Source organism: Terasakiella sediminum (assembly GCF_033100395.1).
GTDB lineage: Bacteria > Pseudomonadota > Alphaproteobacteria > Rhodospirillales > Terasakiellaceae > Terasakiella.
Genome location: NZ_JAWLVJ010000006.1, coordinates 156,797 through 170,609 on the forward strand (window position 1 = coordinate 156,797; position 13,813 = coordinate 170,609).

At 46.1% G+C, this 13,813-nt stretch carries 15 protein-coding genes; 8 read left to right on the forward strand and 7 right to left on the reverse strand.

The window, feature by feature from the left end; genetic code table 11:
- Positions 1-54: 54 nt before the first annotated feature.
- The 3 genes from hemA (at position 55) to RYZ26_RS06565 (ending at position 3,470) form a co-directional block, all read left to right on the forward strand.
- On the forward strand, positions 55-1,269 hold the full coding sequence (hemA, locus tag RYZ26_RS06555) for a 5-aminolevulinate synthase (protein ID WP_317682372.1): 1,215 nt from the start codon (positions 55-57) through the stop codon (positions 1,267-1,269).
- A gap of 150 nt (positions 1,270-1,419) precedes the next feature.
- Positions 1,420-1,986 carry a hypothetical protein gene (locus RYZ26_RS06560; RefSeq protein ID WP_317682373.1) on the forward strand — a complete coding sequence of 189 codons (567 nt, stop codon included), beginning with the start codon at positions 1,420-1,422 and terminating at the stop codon, positions 1,984-1,986.
- Between the two features lie 92 nt (positions 1,987-2,078).
- Entirely contained in the window at positions 2,079-3,470 is a 1,392-nt protein-coding gene (locus tag RYZ26_RS06565) for a hypothetical protein (RefSeq protein WP_317682374.1), read from the forward strand.
- A gap of 63 nt (positions 3,471-3,533) precedes the next feature.
- Here RYZ26_RS06565 and RYZ26_RS06570 read toward each other — a convergent pair whose 3' ends face one another.
- From RYZ26_RS06570 to RYZ26_RS06580, 3 genes are all read right to left on the reverse strand, one after another.
- On the reverse strand, positions 3,534-3,905 hold the full coding sequence (locus RYZ26_RS06570; protein ID WP_317682375.1) for a response regulator transcription factor: 372 nt from the start codon (positions 3,903-3,905) through the stop codon (positions 3,534-3,536).
- Positions 3,906-3,968: 63 nt separating this feature from the next.
- Positions 3,969-4,340, reverse strand: a complete 372-nt coding sequence (locus RYZ26_RS06575; RefSeq protein WP_317682376.1) for a response regulator transcription factor — start codon at positions 4,338-4,340, stop codon at positions 3,969-3,971.
- A gap of 15 nt (positions 4,341-4,355) precedes the next feature.
- On the reverse strand, positions 4,356-5,099 hold the full coding sequence (locus RYZ26_RS06580; protein ID WP_317682377.1) for an SDR family NAD(P)-dependent oxidoreductase: 744 nt from the start codon (positions 5,097-5,099) through the stop codon (positions 4,356-4,358).
- Positions 5,100-5,142: 43 nt separating this feature from the next.
- Here RYZ26_RS06580 and RYZ26_RS06585 point away from each other — a divergent pair, with 43 nt between their 5' ends.
- Both RYZ26_RS06585 and RYZ26_RS06590 read left to right on the forward strand, forming a co-directional pair.
- Positions 5,143-6,690 carry a bifunctional aminoglycoside phosphotransferase/ATP-binding protein gene (locus RYZ26_RS06585; RefSeq protein WP_317682378.1) on the forward strand — a complete coding sequence of 516 codons (1,548 nt, stop codon included), beginning with the start codon at positions 5,143-5,145 and terminating at the stop codon, positions 6,688-6,690.
- A 51-nt stretch (positions 6,691-6,741) separates the two neighbouring features.
- Positions 6,742-7,608, forward strand: a complete 867-nt coding sequence (locus RYZ26_RS06590; protein WP_317682380.1) for a universal stress protein — start codon at positions 6,742-6,744, stop codon at positions 7,606-7,608.
- On the opposite strand, the gene RYZ26_RS06595 is transcribed toward RYZ26_RS06590, so the two are convergent.
- Both RYZ26_RS06595 and RYZ26_RS06600 read right to left on the reverse strand, forming a co-directional pair.
- Positions 7,605-8,189 carry an SOS response-associated peptidase gene (locus tag RYZ26_RS06595; RefSeq protein ID WP_317682381.1) on the reverse strand — a complete coding sequence of 195 codons (585 nt, stop codon included), beginning with the start codon at positions 8,187-8,189 and terminating at the stop codon, positions 7,605-7,607. The genes RYZ26_RS06590 and RYZ26_RS06595 overlap by 4 nt on opposite strands.
- A 1-nt stretch (position 8,190) precedes the next feature.
- Positions 8,191-9,408 carry an ABC transporter substrate-binding protein gene (locus tag RYZ26_RS06600; protein WP_317682382.1) on the reverse strand — a complete coding sequence of 406 codons (1,218 nt, stop codon included), beginning with the start codon at positions 9,406-9,408 and terminating at the stop codon, positions 8,191-8,193.
- Between the two features lie 99 nt (positions 9,409-9,507).
- On the opposite strand from RYZ26_RS06600, the gene RYZ26_RS06605 reads away from it, so the two are divergent.
- The 3 genes from RYZ26_RS06605 (at position 9,508) to RYZ26_RS06615 (ending at position 12,004) form a co-directional block, all read left to right on the forward strand.
- On the forward strand, positions 9,508-10,167 hold the full coding sequence (locus RYZ26_RS06605; RefSeq protein WP_317682383.1) for a D-glycero-alpha-D-manno-heptose-1,7-bisphosphate 7-phosphatase: 660 nt from the start codon (positions 9,508-9,510) through the stop codon (positions 10,165-10,167).
- Positions 10,168-10,422: 255 nt separating this feature from the next.
- Entirely contained in the window at positions 10,423-11,199 is a 777-nt protein-coding gene (locus RYZ26_RS06610; protein WP_317682384.1) for a substrate-binding periplasmic protein, read from the forward strand.
- 58 nt (positions 11,200-11,257) lie between these two features.
- The gene (locus RYZ26_RS06615) at positions 11,258-12,004 is read left to right on the forward strand and encodes a substrate-binding periplasmic protein (protein WP_317682385.1); all 747 of its coding nucleotides are present in this window, start codon (positions 11,258-11,260) and stop codon (positions 12,002-12,004) included.
- Between the two features lie 90 nt (positions 12,005-12,094).
- On the opposite strand, the gene RYZ26_RS06620 is transcribed toward RYZ26_RS06615, so the two are convergent.
- Positions 12,095-12,553 (reverse strand): MarR family winged helix-turn-helix transcriptional regulator, encoded by a 459-nt coding sequence (locus tag RYZ26_RS06620; RefSeq protein WP_317682386.1) that lies wholly within the window; start codon positions 12,551-12,553, stop codon positions 12,095-12,097.
- 588 nt (positions 12,554-13,141) lie between these two features.
- A complete protein-coding gene (locus tag RYZ26_RS06625; RefSeq protein ID WP_317682387.1) occupies positions 13,142-13,729 on the reverse strand; it encodes an LOG family protein in 588 nt (195 codons plus the stop codon).
- Between the last annotated feature and the right edge of the window lie 84 nt (positions 13,730-13,813).

Sequence of the window (13,813 nt, forward strand, 5' to 3'; positions counted from 1 at the left end):
AAACAGAGAGTAAGGGGAACCGAGCATATAGATTGCACGGACGGAGAGTATAAAATGAATTATGAAGAGTTTTTTGCCGAGCGCATCAGTGACTTGCAGGATGAAGGCAACTATCGTGTTTTTGCTGATCTGGAACGTAAAGCGGGTCATTTCCCACGCGCGATGAACCATCGTGAAGAAAGCGTCGAAGAAGTCACCGTCTGGTGTTCTAACGACTATCTTGGTATGGGGCAAAACGAAGAAGTCCTAAGCGCCATGCAGGACGCCCTGCAAAAATGTGGCGCAGGTGCGGGCGGGACACGCAATATCTCGGGTACTAACCACTATCATGTGCTGCTGGAACAAGAACTGGCAAAATTGCATAAAACAGAAGCTGCCCTGATCTTCACATCCGGTTATGTGGCAAACTTTACAACCCTGTCCACATTGGGTGCAAAAATGCCGGGCATGCTGATCATTTCTGATGATCAGAACCATAACTCCATGATCGAAGGTATTCGACTGGGGCGCAGTGAAAAAGTTGTCTTTAAGCATAATGATCTGGAAGATCTGGAACGTATCTTAAAAGAACAACCACTAGATCGCCCGAAAATGATCGCCTTTGAATCGGTTTATTCTATGGATGGTGATATTGCGCCGATCAAGGAAATCTGTGATCTGGCTGATAAATATAACGCCATGACGTATATCGACGAAGTTCACGCTGTTGGCCTTTATGGGGAACATGGCGCAGGTGTTGCTGAACGCGAAGGTCTGATGGATCGTCTGACCGTTATTCAGGGCACGATGGCCAAAGGTTTTGGTGTTGTGGGCGGGTATATCGCAGGCTCCAAAGCCATGTGTGATTTCATCCGTTCCTTCGGTCAGGGCTTTATTTTCTCTACATCCATCCCACCTGCGGTGGCTGCTGGCTGTCGTGCCTCCATTCAGTATGTATCCCAACATAACGAAATCCGCGAACAGCATCAGGCGCGTGCGAAATATTTCCGTGCTAAACTGGATGCAGTGGGTATCCCGCATATCGATAACCCCAGCCATATCATTCCGGTGATGGTCGGTGATCCGGTTCTGTGTAAGCAGGCCAGTGATATGCTGATGGAAAAATATAACCATTATGTTCAGCCGATTAACTATCCAACCGTTCCCAAAGGCACAGAACGTCTGCGCTTTACGCCGTCACCGTTCCATACGGAAGAAATGATGAACGAACTGGTGAACTGTCTGGTCGAAGTCTGGGCAACGCTGGGACTGAAAAAAGCAGCTGCTTAAACAAAATTGCCACCTATGACTTGAAAGAGGTAACGTTGAGGAAGCGTTGCCTCTTTTTCTGTGTGAAAATTTATTGCAAATCATTCTTAAATGAATATCATCGTGACCTGTGATATAATTCTATCGAAGTAGAAACAGGACCGTTCAGACATGTATGCCGATAATACATTAACACCGAAAGAAGCCGTCAGGCTTTGCGCGCTGGGGACACTTGCCCAGGCGGGTGTTGGTATGCGCTACAGTGTTCTGGCCCATGATGCCCGCCATTTCATGAGCCGGGTCACAGGTCCCTCGCTGGAATTGATGGGCACGTCCCTTGAACTGTTGAAATTTGAGGGGTTGATTAAACCCAGCGAAGGTCAGGGTATGGAAGATGATGCCTTGATGGAACTGACGGAAAAAGGCCGTGCTGAGCTTCAGAAACTGCTGATGGCCCGCGTGCGTGCTGACAGCAATGATCTAAATAAATTGATCATCACCCTGAAATTCCGCTTTCTGCATCTTTTACCAGGCGAAGAACAATGCAATCAGGTGGACAGCCTGTGTGATGCGGCACAAGCTGAATTGTCCCGCCTTGGTGATCTGCGTGACAACCATTGCGAAGAAACGGGATATCTCACCCAATGGCTGGATCATGACCTTGATTTGATCGAAAAACGCCTGGAATGGCTGGAAGCCATGCGCAATGATCTATATGCCAAGCTTGAAGGCATTTAATCGCATCTATAACCGCAAGTTTCCCATTTGAGTGTAGACTCTGCTCCAGTAAATGGCATAGCCTGTGGCCCTTACTGTGGAGGGAATAGATTTTGAATACATCATCTAAGGTTATCCTGTCCGTTGTTGGCCTGGGCGTTGTTGCTTTTGGCGGATTGAAACTGGCAGAAAATAAAATCGAATCAGCGCTGCGTATGGACGCTGATCGTATGATTGAAGAGGCCAGGAATGACGGTGCTGAACTGTCTGTTGGCCCGATCAAAGTCGATCTATTGAGCCGAACAGTCGTTACTCAAGATACAAAATATTCAATTGTTCAAGATGCGGTCAAAGTGAGCTTGCTCGCAAAAGAAATTACAGCATCCGGTTTTGACATCATGCAAGTGATCAATCAGCCTGAGGTGGTTGATTTTGAGACGATGTCCGTTGTCGATATCGTGGTTGATGCCGTAACCACCAATGAAGAGGGACAGAAAGAAACCGTTCTCCTGAACGTCGATAACATCACACTTGCCGGGTCTAACCTGGGCAGTCTCAGCCCTGAATTTGAAAAAGCAGATGAGCTGGAATTTGCCGAGTTGGTGGAACTGTCGAAGAAAATCAAGGCTGATAAGCTCACGCTTACAGGCCTTGATATGAAAGGAACAGGGTATGAAGGCAGTAAAGTCGATATGACCCTGTCAACGATCGACGTGAACCAGATTTTCTCGGGTACTTTCAAAGATTTTGCCATGCGTGATACAGCGATCAGTATCGAAGGCAAAAAGGCTGTGACGATCAATGAAATCCTTTATGAAAGCGACAATTTCATTGAAGATATCGCCACCAAGGCTTTGATGCGCATGAACGGCCTTGAAATCATCATTCCGGAAGAAGAAAAGCCGGAAGAATTTGATGCTGTGATGAAAAAAATGGGTCTGGACAGTATTGTGCTGAATACTCGCATGGAATTTGATTGGGATCTGGAAAAACAGATTTTGGCCTATAAGGATTTCTCCTTTGAAATGAAGGATGCGGTTAAGGTCAGTCTGGCGGCGACCATTGCTGATACGCCCAACTTTGAAAAGCTGAAGGAAATTCAGAAGGTCTTTATGTCTTATCAGGAAGGCGATGAAATGCCCCAGGAGTTTGGCGCTGTGCTGGAACAACTGAGCTTTAAGGACTTGTCACTCAGTGTGGAAGACAAAAACCTGATTGGCACGCTGCTGGATATTCAGGCGGAGAAAGAGAATACCAGCAAAGATATGCTGATTATGGGGGCAGCCATGATGTCTCAGGCAGTGATGAGCGAATTTGTCGGGGCGGAAACCGCAACCAAAATCAGCACGGATTTATCCAGCATGCTGAACAAGGGCGGCGAGTTTGCGATTTCGATCAAAGCTAATGAAGGTCAATCGCTTAAATTTGCCGAAGCCATCCCCATGGCGATGATTATGCCACAGGCGATCTTTGAACAGATCACGGTAACGTCGTCATATAAGTAATCAAGACCAGGAAAAAGCCGCCTCATTGTCCGGGTGAGGCGGCTTTTTTGCGTGCGGATTTTATCAGGCTGTATCAAGGAGTTGTTTCAGGCCGTCTTTAAATTCAGGCGATTGAAAGTCCTTCATCAGATAGCCGCAAGCCCCCAGTCGGATGCAACGTTCAGCAACGGAGATATCACCAACGGCTGTCAGCATAACGATCTTGGCATCCCCCTGAATGTTCAGCAGAGTTGAAAGCGTATCAATACCATTGCGGTTGGGCATTTCGATATCCAGCAGTGTTAAATCTGGTTTGTGTTTTAGGAATTTTTCTTCCGCTTCAATCCCGTCATTGGCAACCCCAACGACTTTGCCGCCCAATGTTTCGACAATAGAAGCCGCCATCATGCGGATGGATTGGGTATCTTCCACGATCAAGATTCTTGGTCTTATCATTTTTATTCTATTCCTGGTTTAGTCTATTTGCGCCTTTATACATGATCTCTGCGTAGAAGGAAATTAGGCGGTTTCGAGATGCATTTTCAACCCGTCGATAAAATCGTCGGAGTTGAAATCTTTATAAAGATAGCCTGTTGCGCCAATCTCTATGCATTTTTCGGCTGTTTCGATATCGCCGATAGCGGTTAACATGACGATTTTGGCATCGGGTTTCTTTTTCAGCAGGATTTTCAGTGCTTCAATTCCGTCCCGGTTGGGCATTTTAATATCCATCAGGGTCAGATCAGGTTTGTGTTCCTGAAACTTTTCTTCAGCCTCAATCCCATCGCTTGCAAGGCCAACGACTTTGGCGCCCATTTCTTCAACGGTTTTGGCAATCACCATGCGCACGACTTGCGTATCTTCGACGATCAGTAATCTTGGTTTTATCATATGTCTGCTACCTGCTTAGAAGAGATGCTGTCCACCGGTCAGCCACATTTCTGACCCCGTCACATAAGAGGAATCTTCGCTGGCCAGATAATAGATGCTGGCGGCGACTTCATCGGTGGAGCCCATGCGATTTAGTGGGATGCGCGGGATAAGGGTTTCATATTCCGGCTGGATCATATCTGTTTGGATTTCACCCGGCGCAACGGCATTGACGCGCACGCCGATGGCGGCAAATTCATTGGCCATTTCCCGTGTGAGGGCCGAAAGGGCCGCTTTAGAAATGGAATAGGCGGAACCCGCAAACGGATGGATGTAATGCCCGGCGATGGAGGTCACATTCACAATCGCCCCATTCCCGGTATGAAGGGCAGGGGCAAAGCCGCGCGACAGTTTCAGCGGGGCAAAGAAATTGAGATCAAACACGTCGCGCCAGGCGTTCAAATCACCGTTTAGACAGCCCAGACGTTCCTTATATGGGGTCTTGGGCGACATCCCGGCGTTATTAACCAAGGCATGCAGCGGATCATCACCGATCAGTTCATTCGCTTTTTTGATAAAATGGTTGAGGCTTTCATCACTGGCGAGGTCAGTGGGAAAATGGATCAGGTTTTCTGCCCCTTCCAGTTCATTCCCTTTCATGTCTTTGCGTGCGCAGGTGATGACGCGCCAGCCTTTATTCAGAAAGTACTTGGCGGTGGCATGACCGATCCCTTGAGAGGCTCCGGTAATCACGGCTGTTTTTTGTGTTCCATCTGTCATAAGATCAGAGATTAACGCCAGTTACCCACAAGGACAATCATTAATGCATCAAGAAGATGTGATAGATTTTTTAAGCCACCCTGATGCTTACGGTCTGCCTGATGAACAAGAGGTTGAACGGTTTGATACGCATATCTCCATTGTGTTTCTGGCTGGTGATTTTGCCTATAAACTTAAGCGCGCCATCGCCCTGCCGTTTGTTGATTTTCGCGCGCTTGAAGATCGTCATCATTTCTGTAAGCAGGAATTGAGCGTAAATAATTTCTTTGCTGGAAACCTCTATCAGGATGTGATCCCTGTGACCTGTGAAGGCGATGAATTATCCTTGGATGGGGCAGGGGAGCCTGTTGACTATCTGGTAAAGATGCATCGTTTCGATCAGGCCAGCCTCTATAACGTGCTGTGCGATCAGGGGCAACTCTCCACGCAAATGATTCATGACTTGTGTGATCAGGCGGTGGCCTTTTATGATCAGGCGGAAATTGATAAAGAATATGGTGGGGTGGCAGGAATGGTGCGTGCCTTTGAGGGGCATTACAAGGCCATTGAAAACTGCCCGGATCATATTCTGGATGAGGCTTTGCTGGATCGACTGAAGTCCTTGGTTGCCGAAACAATTGAACGCCATAAGAGCCTGTTGGATGAACGCCAGATTGGCGGATATGTGCGCCATTGCCATGGGGACTTGCATCTGCGCAATATCTGCCAGTATCAATCCCAAACCCTCGTCTTTGATGCGATTGAGTTCGAACCGGATTTTGCCGTCATCGATATGTTTTATGATTTCGCCTTCCTGCTGATGGACCTGTGTCATCGCGGCGAGATGGATTTGGCCAACAAGGCGATGAACAGATATTTAGGCTGCAGTGGGGATATGAATGCGCTTTACCTGTCGGGGCTGTTTTTGGCTTCCCGCTCTGCCATTCGGATGCATGTCAATGGTGTGGCCTCGCAAAATCAGCAGACAGAAGCTGCGCGTCTTTCTTTGGAACAGGATGCCCGGTCTTACTTAACCGAAGCCTTAGAATATCTATCGCCAAAACCAGTCATACTGATTGCCATAGGTGGACTGTCAGGCAGTGGCAAGTCCGTTTTATCACAGAAGTTGGCACCTCACTGGGGGCGGCAGCCCGGTGCCTTTATTGCCCGCACGGACATGATCCGTAAACGATTGCAGGGTGTCAGGCCACAAGACCGACTTGATCAAACAGCTTACAGTCCAGAGGTGACAGAACAGACCTATGAGACTTTGTATTATGATATGACGACAGCCTTAAAAGCCGGGCAGTGCGTGATTGTGGATGGTGTTTTTGCCCGCGAAGAAGAACGTGCAAAACTTCAAAACTATGCAGAGGAACTGAATATTCCTTTCGTCGGCATTTGGCTGGATGCCGCGAAAGAAACGTTAAAACAACGGGTTGCGGCAAGAGTGAATGATCCATCTGATGCGACGGTTGAGATTGTGGAACTACAGCAGTCTTATGATCTGGGGGTAATGGACTGGCACCGGATTGATGTATCTCAAGACTTTGAAACTATTTATCAAATCGTGCGATCACATCTTTTGGAAAAGACCGATTTCCCTTTATGAAACGGGTAAATAGGCGTATCCTTATATAAGATATTATATTGGGAGGTTGTCATGTATGTGAAATCTATCCTGGCGCCCATCGACGGTGGTAATGCTTCCGGTCATGTCATGTGCGCAGCGCGTGTTCTCGCGAAAGCCTTACACGCCCATATCAATGTTCTTTATGTTATGCCTGACCCGAAAGCAGCCATCCCGCTGTTGGGGGAAGGTATGTCCGGGGCCATGATCGAAGACATGATCGGCATGGCGGAAAAAGAAGGTGCGATCCAACGTGACAAAGCACGCAGCTTTTTTAAAACCGTGATTGCGGAAAGCTGCATCGTGGAAAGCGAAGTCCCATCGGAAGGGGAACAAACCACCGTTACCTGGATCGAAGATGAAGGTCGCGAAGATGAAGTAATTGCCCGTTATGGTCGCCTGAATGACCTGATCCTGGTACCAAAACCTGTAAAGGATACTGAAATCTACAGTACCCTTGCCTTGAATGCTGCTTTGTTTGAAACAGGCCGTCCCATGATGTTGTTGCCAGAAAGGGAAATGACAGATTTTCCAAAAGTGATGGCTGTTTGCTGGAATGGGTCGGTGGAAGGTGCACGTGCTGTGGCGTCTGCCCTTGGTTTCTTGAAAATGGCCGATGAAGTCCATGTGATCACGGCTGATACCTCTGCCACTCCGGCGGCTGAAGGTGATGAGCTGAAACGGTATCTAAGCTGGCATGGGATTTCGGCCAAATCTGTTTTCTTTTCACCTGCCGGAAAATCTGTGGGCGAAGCATTGCTGGAGGAAAGCAAAAAGCAAGGCGCTGACATGATGGTGATGGGCGGTTATTCCCACAGCCGGATGCGGGAGTTGATCCTGGGCGGTGTGACACGCGATGTGATTCAGATGAGCGATATTCCGGTGATCATGGGGCATTAAAACAGGTCGAACTGTTCGTGCTTGGGCCTTTCTTCATCCAGATCAAAGCGTGCTGTCAGTGTAAGCTGATCGCCGCACAGGATATCTTTGGTTTGAACTGAAGTATCCAGCCAGTACTCTTGCTTATCACTTGAAATAATCACGGGCATGCGATGGTGGACCTGTTCAATCTGTGCATCTGCCTGTTGGGTCAGGATGCAGAAACGGTCATTTTGCCAGATGGCGGCCATGGCGAACATGTTCTGGCCTTCAATGGAAATGCGGTTTTTGAATTTCTGGTTATGGTGTTTGCGCCATTCAAACCAGGCTGAGGCCGGGACCAGGCATCGGTTTTCAAGACTGGTGCGATAAGTCGGTTTTTCAAACAGGGTTTCGGCCCGTGCATTGATCAAGGGCTGAGTGGACCAGGTGGTCTGAAAGCCCCAGGTCATTAGTTCTGCCTGATTGCCGGGCTTGATGATCAACACCTCGTCAGTTGGTCGAATGTTGGTTTTGGGTGTTGTTGTCTTAGGGATTACCGATGGAGCATAGGTTTCCTGCAACAGGCGTGATGCAATGGCGGCTTCAAAGTTGGAACACATTTTACGTTCCCTGAAGTCGGCGACGTCTGACTTCATTTTGTGTCGGCCAGTAATCGCTGCCATCGGCGTAAAACCATTTGGTCATCTGGTTGATGCCATCTTGATGTTCCAACCTGCCGACAAAAGTCCCCATGGAGGATTGATTGTCCATACTGCGAAACTGGGTAGTGCCAAGCGGGCTGTCAAAATGGAGATGACTCAGTGCCTTAATCACGGAAGCCGGTCTTAAATCATCTGCATTCTGCAGAGCCTGACGGGCAGCAAGAATGGTCATATAGCCGACAAGGGAGCCCATGGTCGGATTTTCTTCGAACCGTCTTTGATAGGTGGTGATGAATGTCTGATGGGGGCGGGTTTTGATTTGATCCCAGGGATACCCCGTCACAATCCAGCCGTCGCAAATTGGGGAGGTCAATTTTTGCAGGTATTCAGGTTCACCGCTTAGGATACTGACTACAGACTTTCCCGCCAGCAGGTTGTTTTGTTCAGCCACATCGACCAATTCAGACAGATCGGTGGTGAAAGTGGCGTTAAACACCGCGTCACAATTCAGATTATAGAGATGGTCTTTGACGGCCTTGCGATCCAGATTAAACAGCGGGATGAACAGATCGTTCTGCCATTCCACATCCGGGCGGCTTTTTTGCAGGAAGTTTTTGAAATTCTGCACACAGGAATGGCCATATTCATAATCCGGTGCAATGCAAACCCATTTATTAACCGGAAGTTTGGCCGCTTCGGTTGCCAGCATTTTACACTGCATATAGGTGTTGGGACGCAGGCGAAAGGTATAATCGTTACCATCTTCCAGTGTCAGGCGGTCACTCAGCGGTTCAGAGGCTAAAAACGGGACTTTCAGGTCCAAGGCCGTTTTTGCCAGAGAAAGCGCGACGTTTGAAAAAAAGGTCCCGCAGATCATGGCGACGTTTTCTGTCTTCACCATATGATGGGCAAGGCGAATGGCTTCTTCTTCTTTACCATAGTCGTTTCTGGACATGACCTTGAGTTGGCGGCCACGAACGCCACCTTTCTGGTTGATCTCTTCTGTCGCCAGCAAAAGTCCTTTGCGATAAGGCGTAGTGAATTCTTCCAGATGTTCGATATAGCTGTTGATTTCCCCAATCACGATGGGCTGTTCTTCGGCCTTTAATCCACGCGACAGGTAGGCGCTGGCTGCGCCGGTGGTGGCAAGTTTCAGGATATTGCGCCGGGTGATCATGTGGGGCACCTTTTATGCTTTTTTATCATAGTATAAGCTGGCACGGATTGCCGCAACATGTTACGAAATCTCGCACCTTAATATTTTTGAGATTTTGCAATGTCCTTAGACCTCCCTGCCAATGTCACTATCGGGCCAGACCATATTTGGTGTCAGTTGTTTGAAACCGCAAACCGTTTTACTACCCCAGGTCCAGCATTGTTTTTGGATCGTGACGGAGTGATCGTAGAAGAGATGCATTACCTTCACAAACCTGAAGAGGTTGCGTTGATTGATGGTGCGGCATCGCTTATCGCCAAAGCCAATGCCAAAGATATGCCAGTGGTTATTGTTACCAATCAGGCCGGTGTGGCACGTGACATGTTCGGTTGGGTGGAATTTGCTGCTGTTCAGCAACGTATGCTGGATTTGCTGATGGTTGAAAATGGGGCCTTTGTGGATGCGGTCTATGCGTGTCCCTATCACAAATCCGGGATTGATCCGTTCCGCCACCCTGATCATGAAGCGCGCAAGCCCAATCCGGGTATGCTGACGCGCGCCATGGATGCGATTGCCATTGAAAAACAAGGCTCCCTCATCATCGGGGATAAGGCCGGGGATCTGAAAGCCGGATTGAATGCCGGGATTACAGCGGGCATGCATGTTCTGACAGGTCACGGCTCTGATGACGGGGAACGTGAAAAGGCTGACAGGTTGGCTTCTAAAGATTTTCAGGTTCATCTGGCAGACAGCATACGTGATGCGCTGGATCTACTCTAATCGGTTGTAAATGAAGTTATTTTGTTCGCCCGACTGTCTAATGTCTACTCAGGTGTTAGTGAACAAGCGATGAAAAAGAATGCTTTATTTTTTCTTTTGTGGGTTGCAGTCAGAATATAACAAAATGTAATTTTTATGAGGTTTCAGTTTAATATTTACGATACGAAAAAATATCAACCAAGAGGTTTGTATTTAACCTTTTAATTAATTTATGATATCTATATTCATATAGGTTGTAGATTAATGGGGTGGGGTATGGTGAAAATTGCGTTCAAATTTGTTCTGTTTATTCTTTTGCTGAAGAACAGTGCTTTTGCGAATGACTATCGGATACTGGCACAACCTTTTCCCCCCTTTTCAATTCATTCTGAAAACAAGTCTGTAAGTGGGTTTTCAATTGACTTGTTTCAATTGTTGTTGGCTGCAACGTCTAAAACGCATAACTATGAAATCTTTGCTGTTTCCTTCAATCGCTTGTATACCGAACTACAGAAAGCGGAAAGGCGAGTTGGGATTGCTGTAGTCAAAAATAAGCAAAGAGAAGATTTATTTCATTGGGTGGGACCATACCTATCGATTGAAATCGGTGTTGTTGGCAAAACAAGAGGGAATTTCTCTGTTTCTTCAATAGATGATTTGGCGAGGTACAAGGTGACTACGGTAAAAAATGCCGCACCTGAGCAAGCATTGAAAAAGCTTGGATTTCCCGTTCATCAACTTGATAGCAGTTTTGATCCAAACATGAATCTTTTGAAACTTCATAACGGCAGAGTGCCTTTGATGGCTCATCCGTTGGAAGCTGTGTCTTATATGATGGGAAAATCGAATATTGACGCAAAAGAGTATGAGCAGGTATTTTCTATCAGAAAAGTTCCTCTCTATTTTGCGTTTAGTAAAGATTTTAGCGAAACGGAATTAAATGGGTTTAAGGAGGCGTTGAAATTGGTGTTGTTTTCTAGCGCATATAATAAATTAGCGGAAAAATATAATCTTTACGATATTAAAATACGTAAAATTCGAAACAAAATGTAAATGTTTACTTCTGTTTTATTTTTATAAAAACATTGATGGGTTTTGTATAGGCAGCGTTGTGAAGCAATTAAAGTCATTATTGTTTTTCATAGTATTACTCATGCCTTTGCATTCGAATGCAGAGATGAAGCCTGTTACCATAGGTGTTTCTGCATTAAAAGATATGACGAAAGATCCAGTAACTGGAAAATGGCACGGTGGAATTGCAAGCTATTTAAGCGAACTCGAAACAGTTATTGGACGCCAAATTGACATAAATGTTTTACCGTTTGCAAGAGTAGTTGAGCTTGTAAAAAAATCAAAGCTGGATCTGGGAATATTTATTGAAAACACTCAGCGCAATAGGGTTGCTGTAAAACTAACTCATGTTGCAGCAACGGAGATCGTGATTGCTTCTAAATCGACAAGCCCAATTAAACAGTTTTCCGATATTTCTGGTAAAAAAATAGGCTATAGTAGTAAAGGTTCAATAGTTACTAATTTAAAATCCATTCCGAATGCAATATTAGTTAAACTACAAGACCCAAGCGCCTTGTTAACTGCTTTGAGTTCAGGAAAGGTTGACGCTATCGCGACACCTGATGTCAGGTTTATTGAAGAAGTGGTTTTGCAAGGACTTGATTTTATGGATTTCAGCATTTTTCTACCTTTTGAACAACGCTATTATACACTTTATTCTTCGAAGAAGTTTGCTGCTACGAACCCACAAACAATTAAAAAAATTACATCGCATACCCATTCGGTCGTAACCGATTTTGCATTGATGAAGTTAAAATCTATATATGGAAATGAATTTAATAATTAGGCCGTAAACTCATAATTGATGGTCTGCCGCTATTACGGCCATGTCACTGATTATCTGTTTTGGCAGAAAATTATTCCGACCCTGTTGATTTTATTCATTAGGCCCGTAGTGGATGTAATCGGTCCAGGTGCGTTCCAGTCGTTTCATGGCTTTTAAGGTGACTTCGACTTCGATGGGGGTCAGGCCGAAAGCTTCCATGGTTTTGGCGTGATGGTCTTCCATGGCTTTCAGGCTTTCAGTGAATTCAAGTGCGCGAGGTGTGAGTTTGACGTTGACGGAACGACGGTCATGGGGCGAACGTTTTTGTTCCAGAAAGCCGCTTTCCGTCAGTTTCTTGATGTTATAGGAAACATTGGACCCCTGATAATAGCCGCGTTCAATCAAATCCCGGATGGAAATTTCCTCATCACCGATGTTGGCAAGCAGCAGGGCCTGCACAGCATTGACTTCTTTGATATCCAAACGGTTGAGTTCGGCGCGCAAAACATCAAGAAAACGACGGTGAAGTCGTTCAATCATACGCGTGAGATCAAGATATTCTTTTTTCACGGTTCGTTATTTCCCAAGTAAGACCCACGCCTTTATGGCATGAAAAGCCAATAGAATCAATCCATCAGGCATTGGGCATAAGATTGCTCAATACTGCACTAGGTTGCTTTGCCAAGCTCAAATCATTTTTTTTGATAAATGAACCTTGATGTTTTTTATTTGAAATAGGCCGATGCTCAAGCCAACCGAAAAAAGAAAGTAGGATGAGGTATTAAAACTTCGATGTAGAAGACTCTCTACAACCGCCCAAATGATGCCAATAGTAAACAACATAAACATGACATTCAGGCAAATCTTCCAAGATAAGCCAATGTTTGTAATGTAATCTTGTTCTGTGATCTCTCGATTATAGAAAAAGATGTATCCCATAGCAGAGTGTATCAACATTACTGCCAAAATAATGGCAGTTGAATAAATGTAGGATAGCCCTTCAAGGATAATGGGAAACGCAAAATGAGAGAGCAAGAATGCAACTAGAACATTGAGGAGCAAAATACCTATAAAGTGATTTTTTAGAAAGTCAGCAATCATTGGTGGTTCTCTCGTTCAGAGTGTTTTAGACTAATTCTCAACCATACTCCATCAGCGCTACAGATGGCTGGTCAGCACTTCCTGTTTGACTTCAGGGATTTCTTTAAAGCTGTCAAATACCTCGTCGGCAGATTTGACCATCTGATACAGGTCCTTTACCCCTTCGTGGGCAAAGCCGCCTTCAACGGTGGCGTTGACCAAGTTCTCAAACGGTTTCCAGTAGTCTTTACAGTCCAGCACGATGATGGGTTTGTCATGCAGGCGCAGCTGTTTCCAGGTCATGATTTCAAAGGTTTCATCCAGGGTGCCTAGACCACCGGGCAGAACGATAAATCCGTCGGACCGTTCAAACATGGTGCGTTTGCGATCATGCATGCTGTCGGTAATAATCAGTTCTGTCAGCCCATGGTGACCGACTTCCAGTTTTTGCAAAAATTCTGGGATCACCCCCGTGACACGCCCACCGTTTGCCAGGATTTCTTCAGCCAAAGTGCCCATAATCCCGATAGACCCGCCACCATAGACGAATTCAATGCCTTCCTCAGCCATACGTTTGGCGAGCTTTTTGGCTTCCTCAACAAAGGTCGGGTCATTGCCGACACGCGACCCGCAGAACACACAAAGCGATTTTGGTTTAAAACTCATAAGATGACTTTCTCTAGATGGATTTACGCCCTAGTAACTCTTTGACGCTATCATAACGGGATGACAGAAGTTTTAAATAGTCCA

Coding starts and splice junctions, on each gene's coding strand:
- RYZ26_RS06585 (WP_317682378.1), top strand. CDS start 5,143: ATGCATCAAGAAGATGTGATAGATTTTTTAAGCCACCCTGATGCTTAC.
- RYZ26_RS06570 (WP_317682375.1), bottom strand. CDS start 3,905: ATGATAAGACCAAGAATCTTGATCGTGGAAGATACCCAATCCATCCGC.
- RYZ26_RS06590 (WP_317682380.1), top strand. CDS start 6,742: ATGTATGTGAAATCTATCCTGGCGCCCATCGACGGTGGTAATGCTTCC.
- RYZ26_RS06605 (WP_317682383.1), top strand. CDS start 9,508: ATGTCCTTAGACCTCCCTGCCAATGTCACTATCGGGCCAGACCATATT.
- RYZ26_RS06580 (WP_317682377.1), bottom strand. CDS start 5,099: ATGACAGATGGAACACAAAAAACAGCCGTGATTACCGGAGCCTCTCAA.
- RYZ26_RS06560 (WP_317682373.1), top strand. CDS start 1,420: ATGTATGCCGATAATACATTAACACCGAAAGAAGCCGTCAGGCTTTGC.
- RYZ26_RS06600 (WP_317682382.1), bottom strand. CDS start 9,408: ATGATCACCCGGCGCAATATCCTGAAACTTGCCACCACCGGCGCAGCC.
- hemA (WP_317682372.1), top strand. CDS start 55: ATGAATTATGAAGAGTTTTTTGCCGAGCGCATCAGTGACTTGCAGGAT.
- RYZ26_RS06610 (WP_317682384.1), top strand. CDS start 10,423: ATGGTGAAAATTGCGTTCAAATTTGTTCTGTTTATTCTTTTGCTGAAG.
- RYZ26_RS06595 (WP_317682381.1), bottom strand. CDS start 8,189: ATGTGTTCCAACTTTGAAGCCGCCATTGCATCACGCCTGTTGCAGGAA.
- RYZ26_RS06575 (WP_317682376.1), bottom strand. CDS start 4,340: ATGATAAAACCAAGATTACTGATCGTCGAAGATACGCAAGTCGTGCGC.
- RYZ26_RS06625 (WP_317682387.1), bottom strand. CDS start 13,729: ATGAGTTTTAAACCAAAATCGCTTTGTGTGTTCTGCGGGTCGCGTGTC.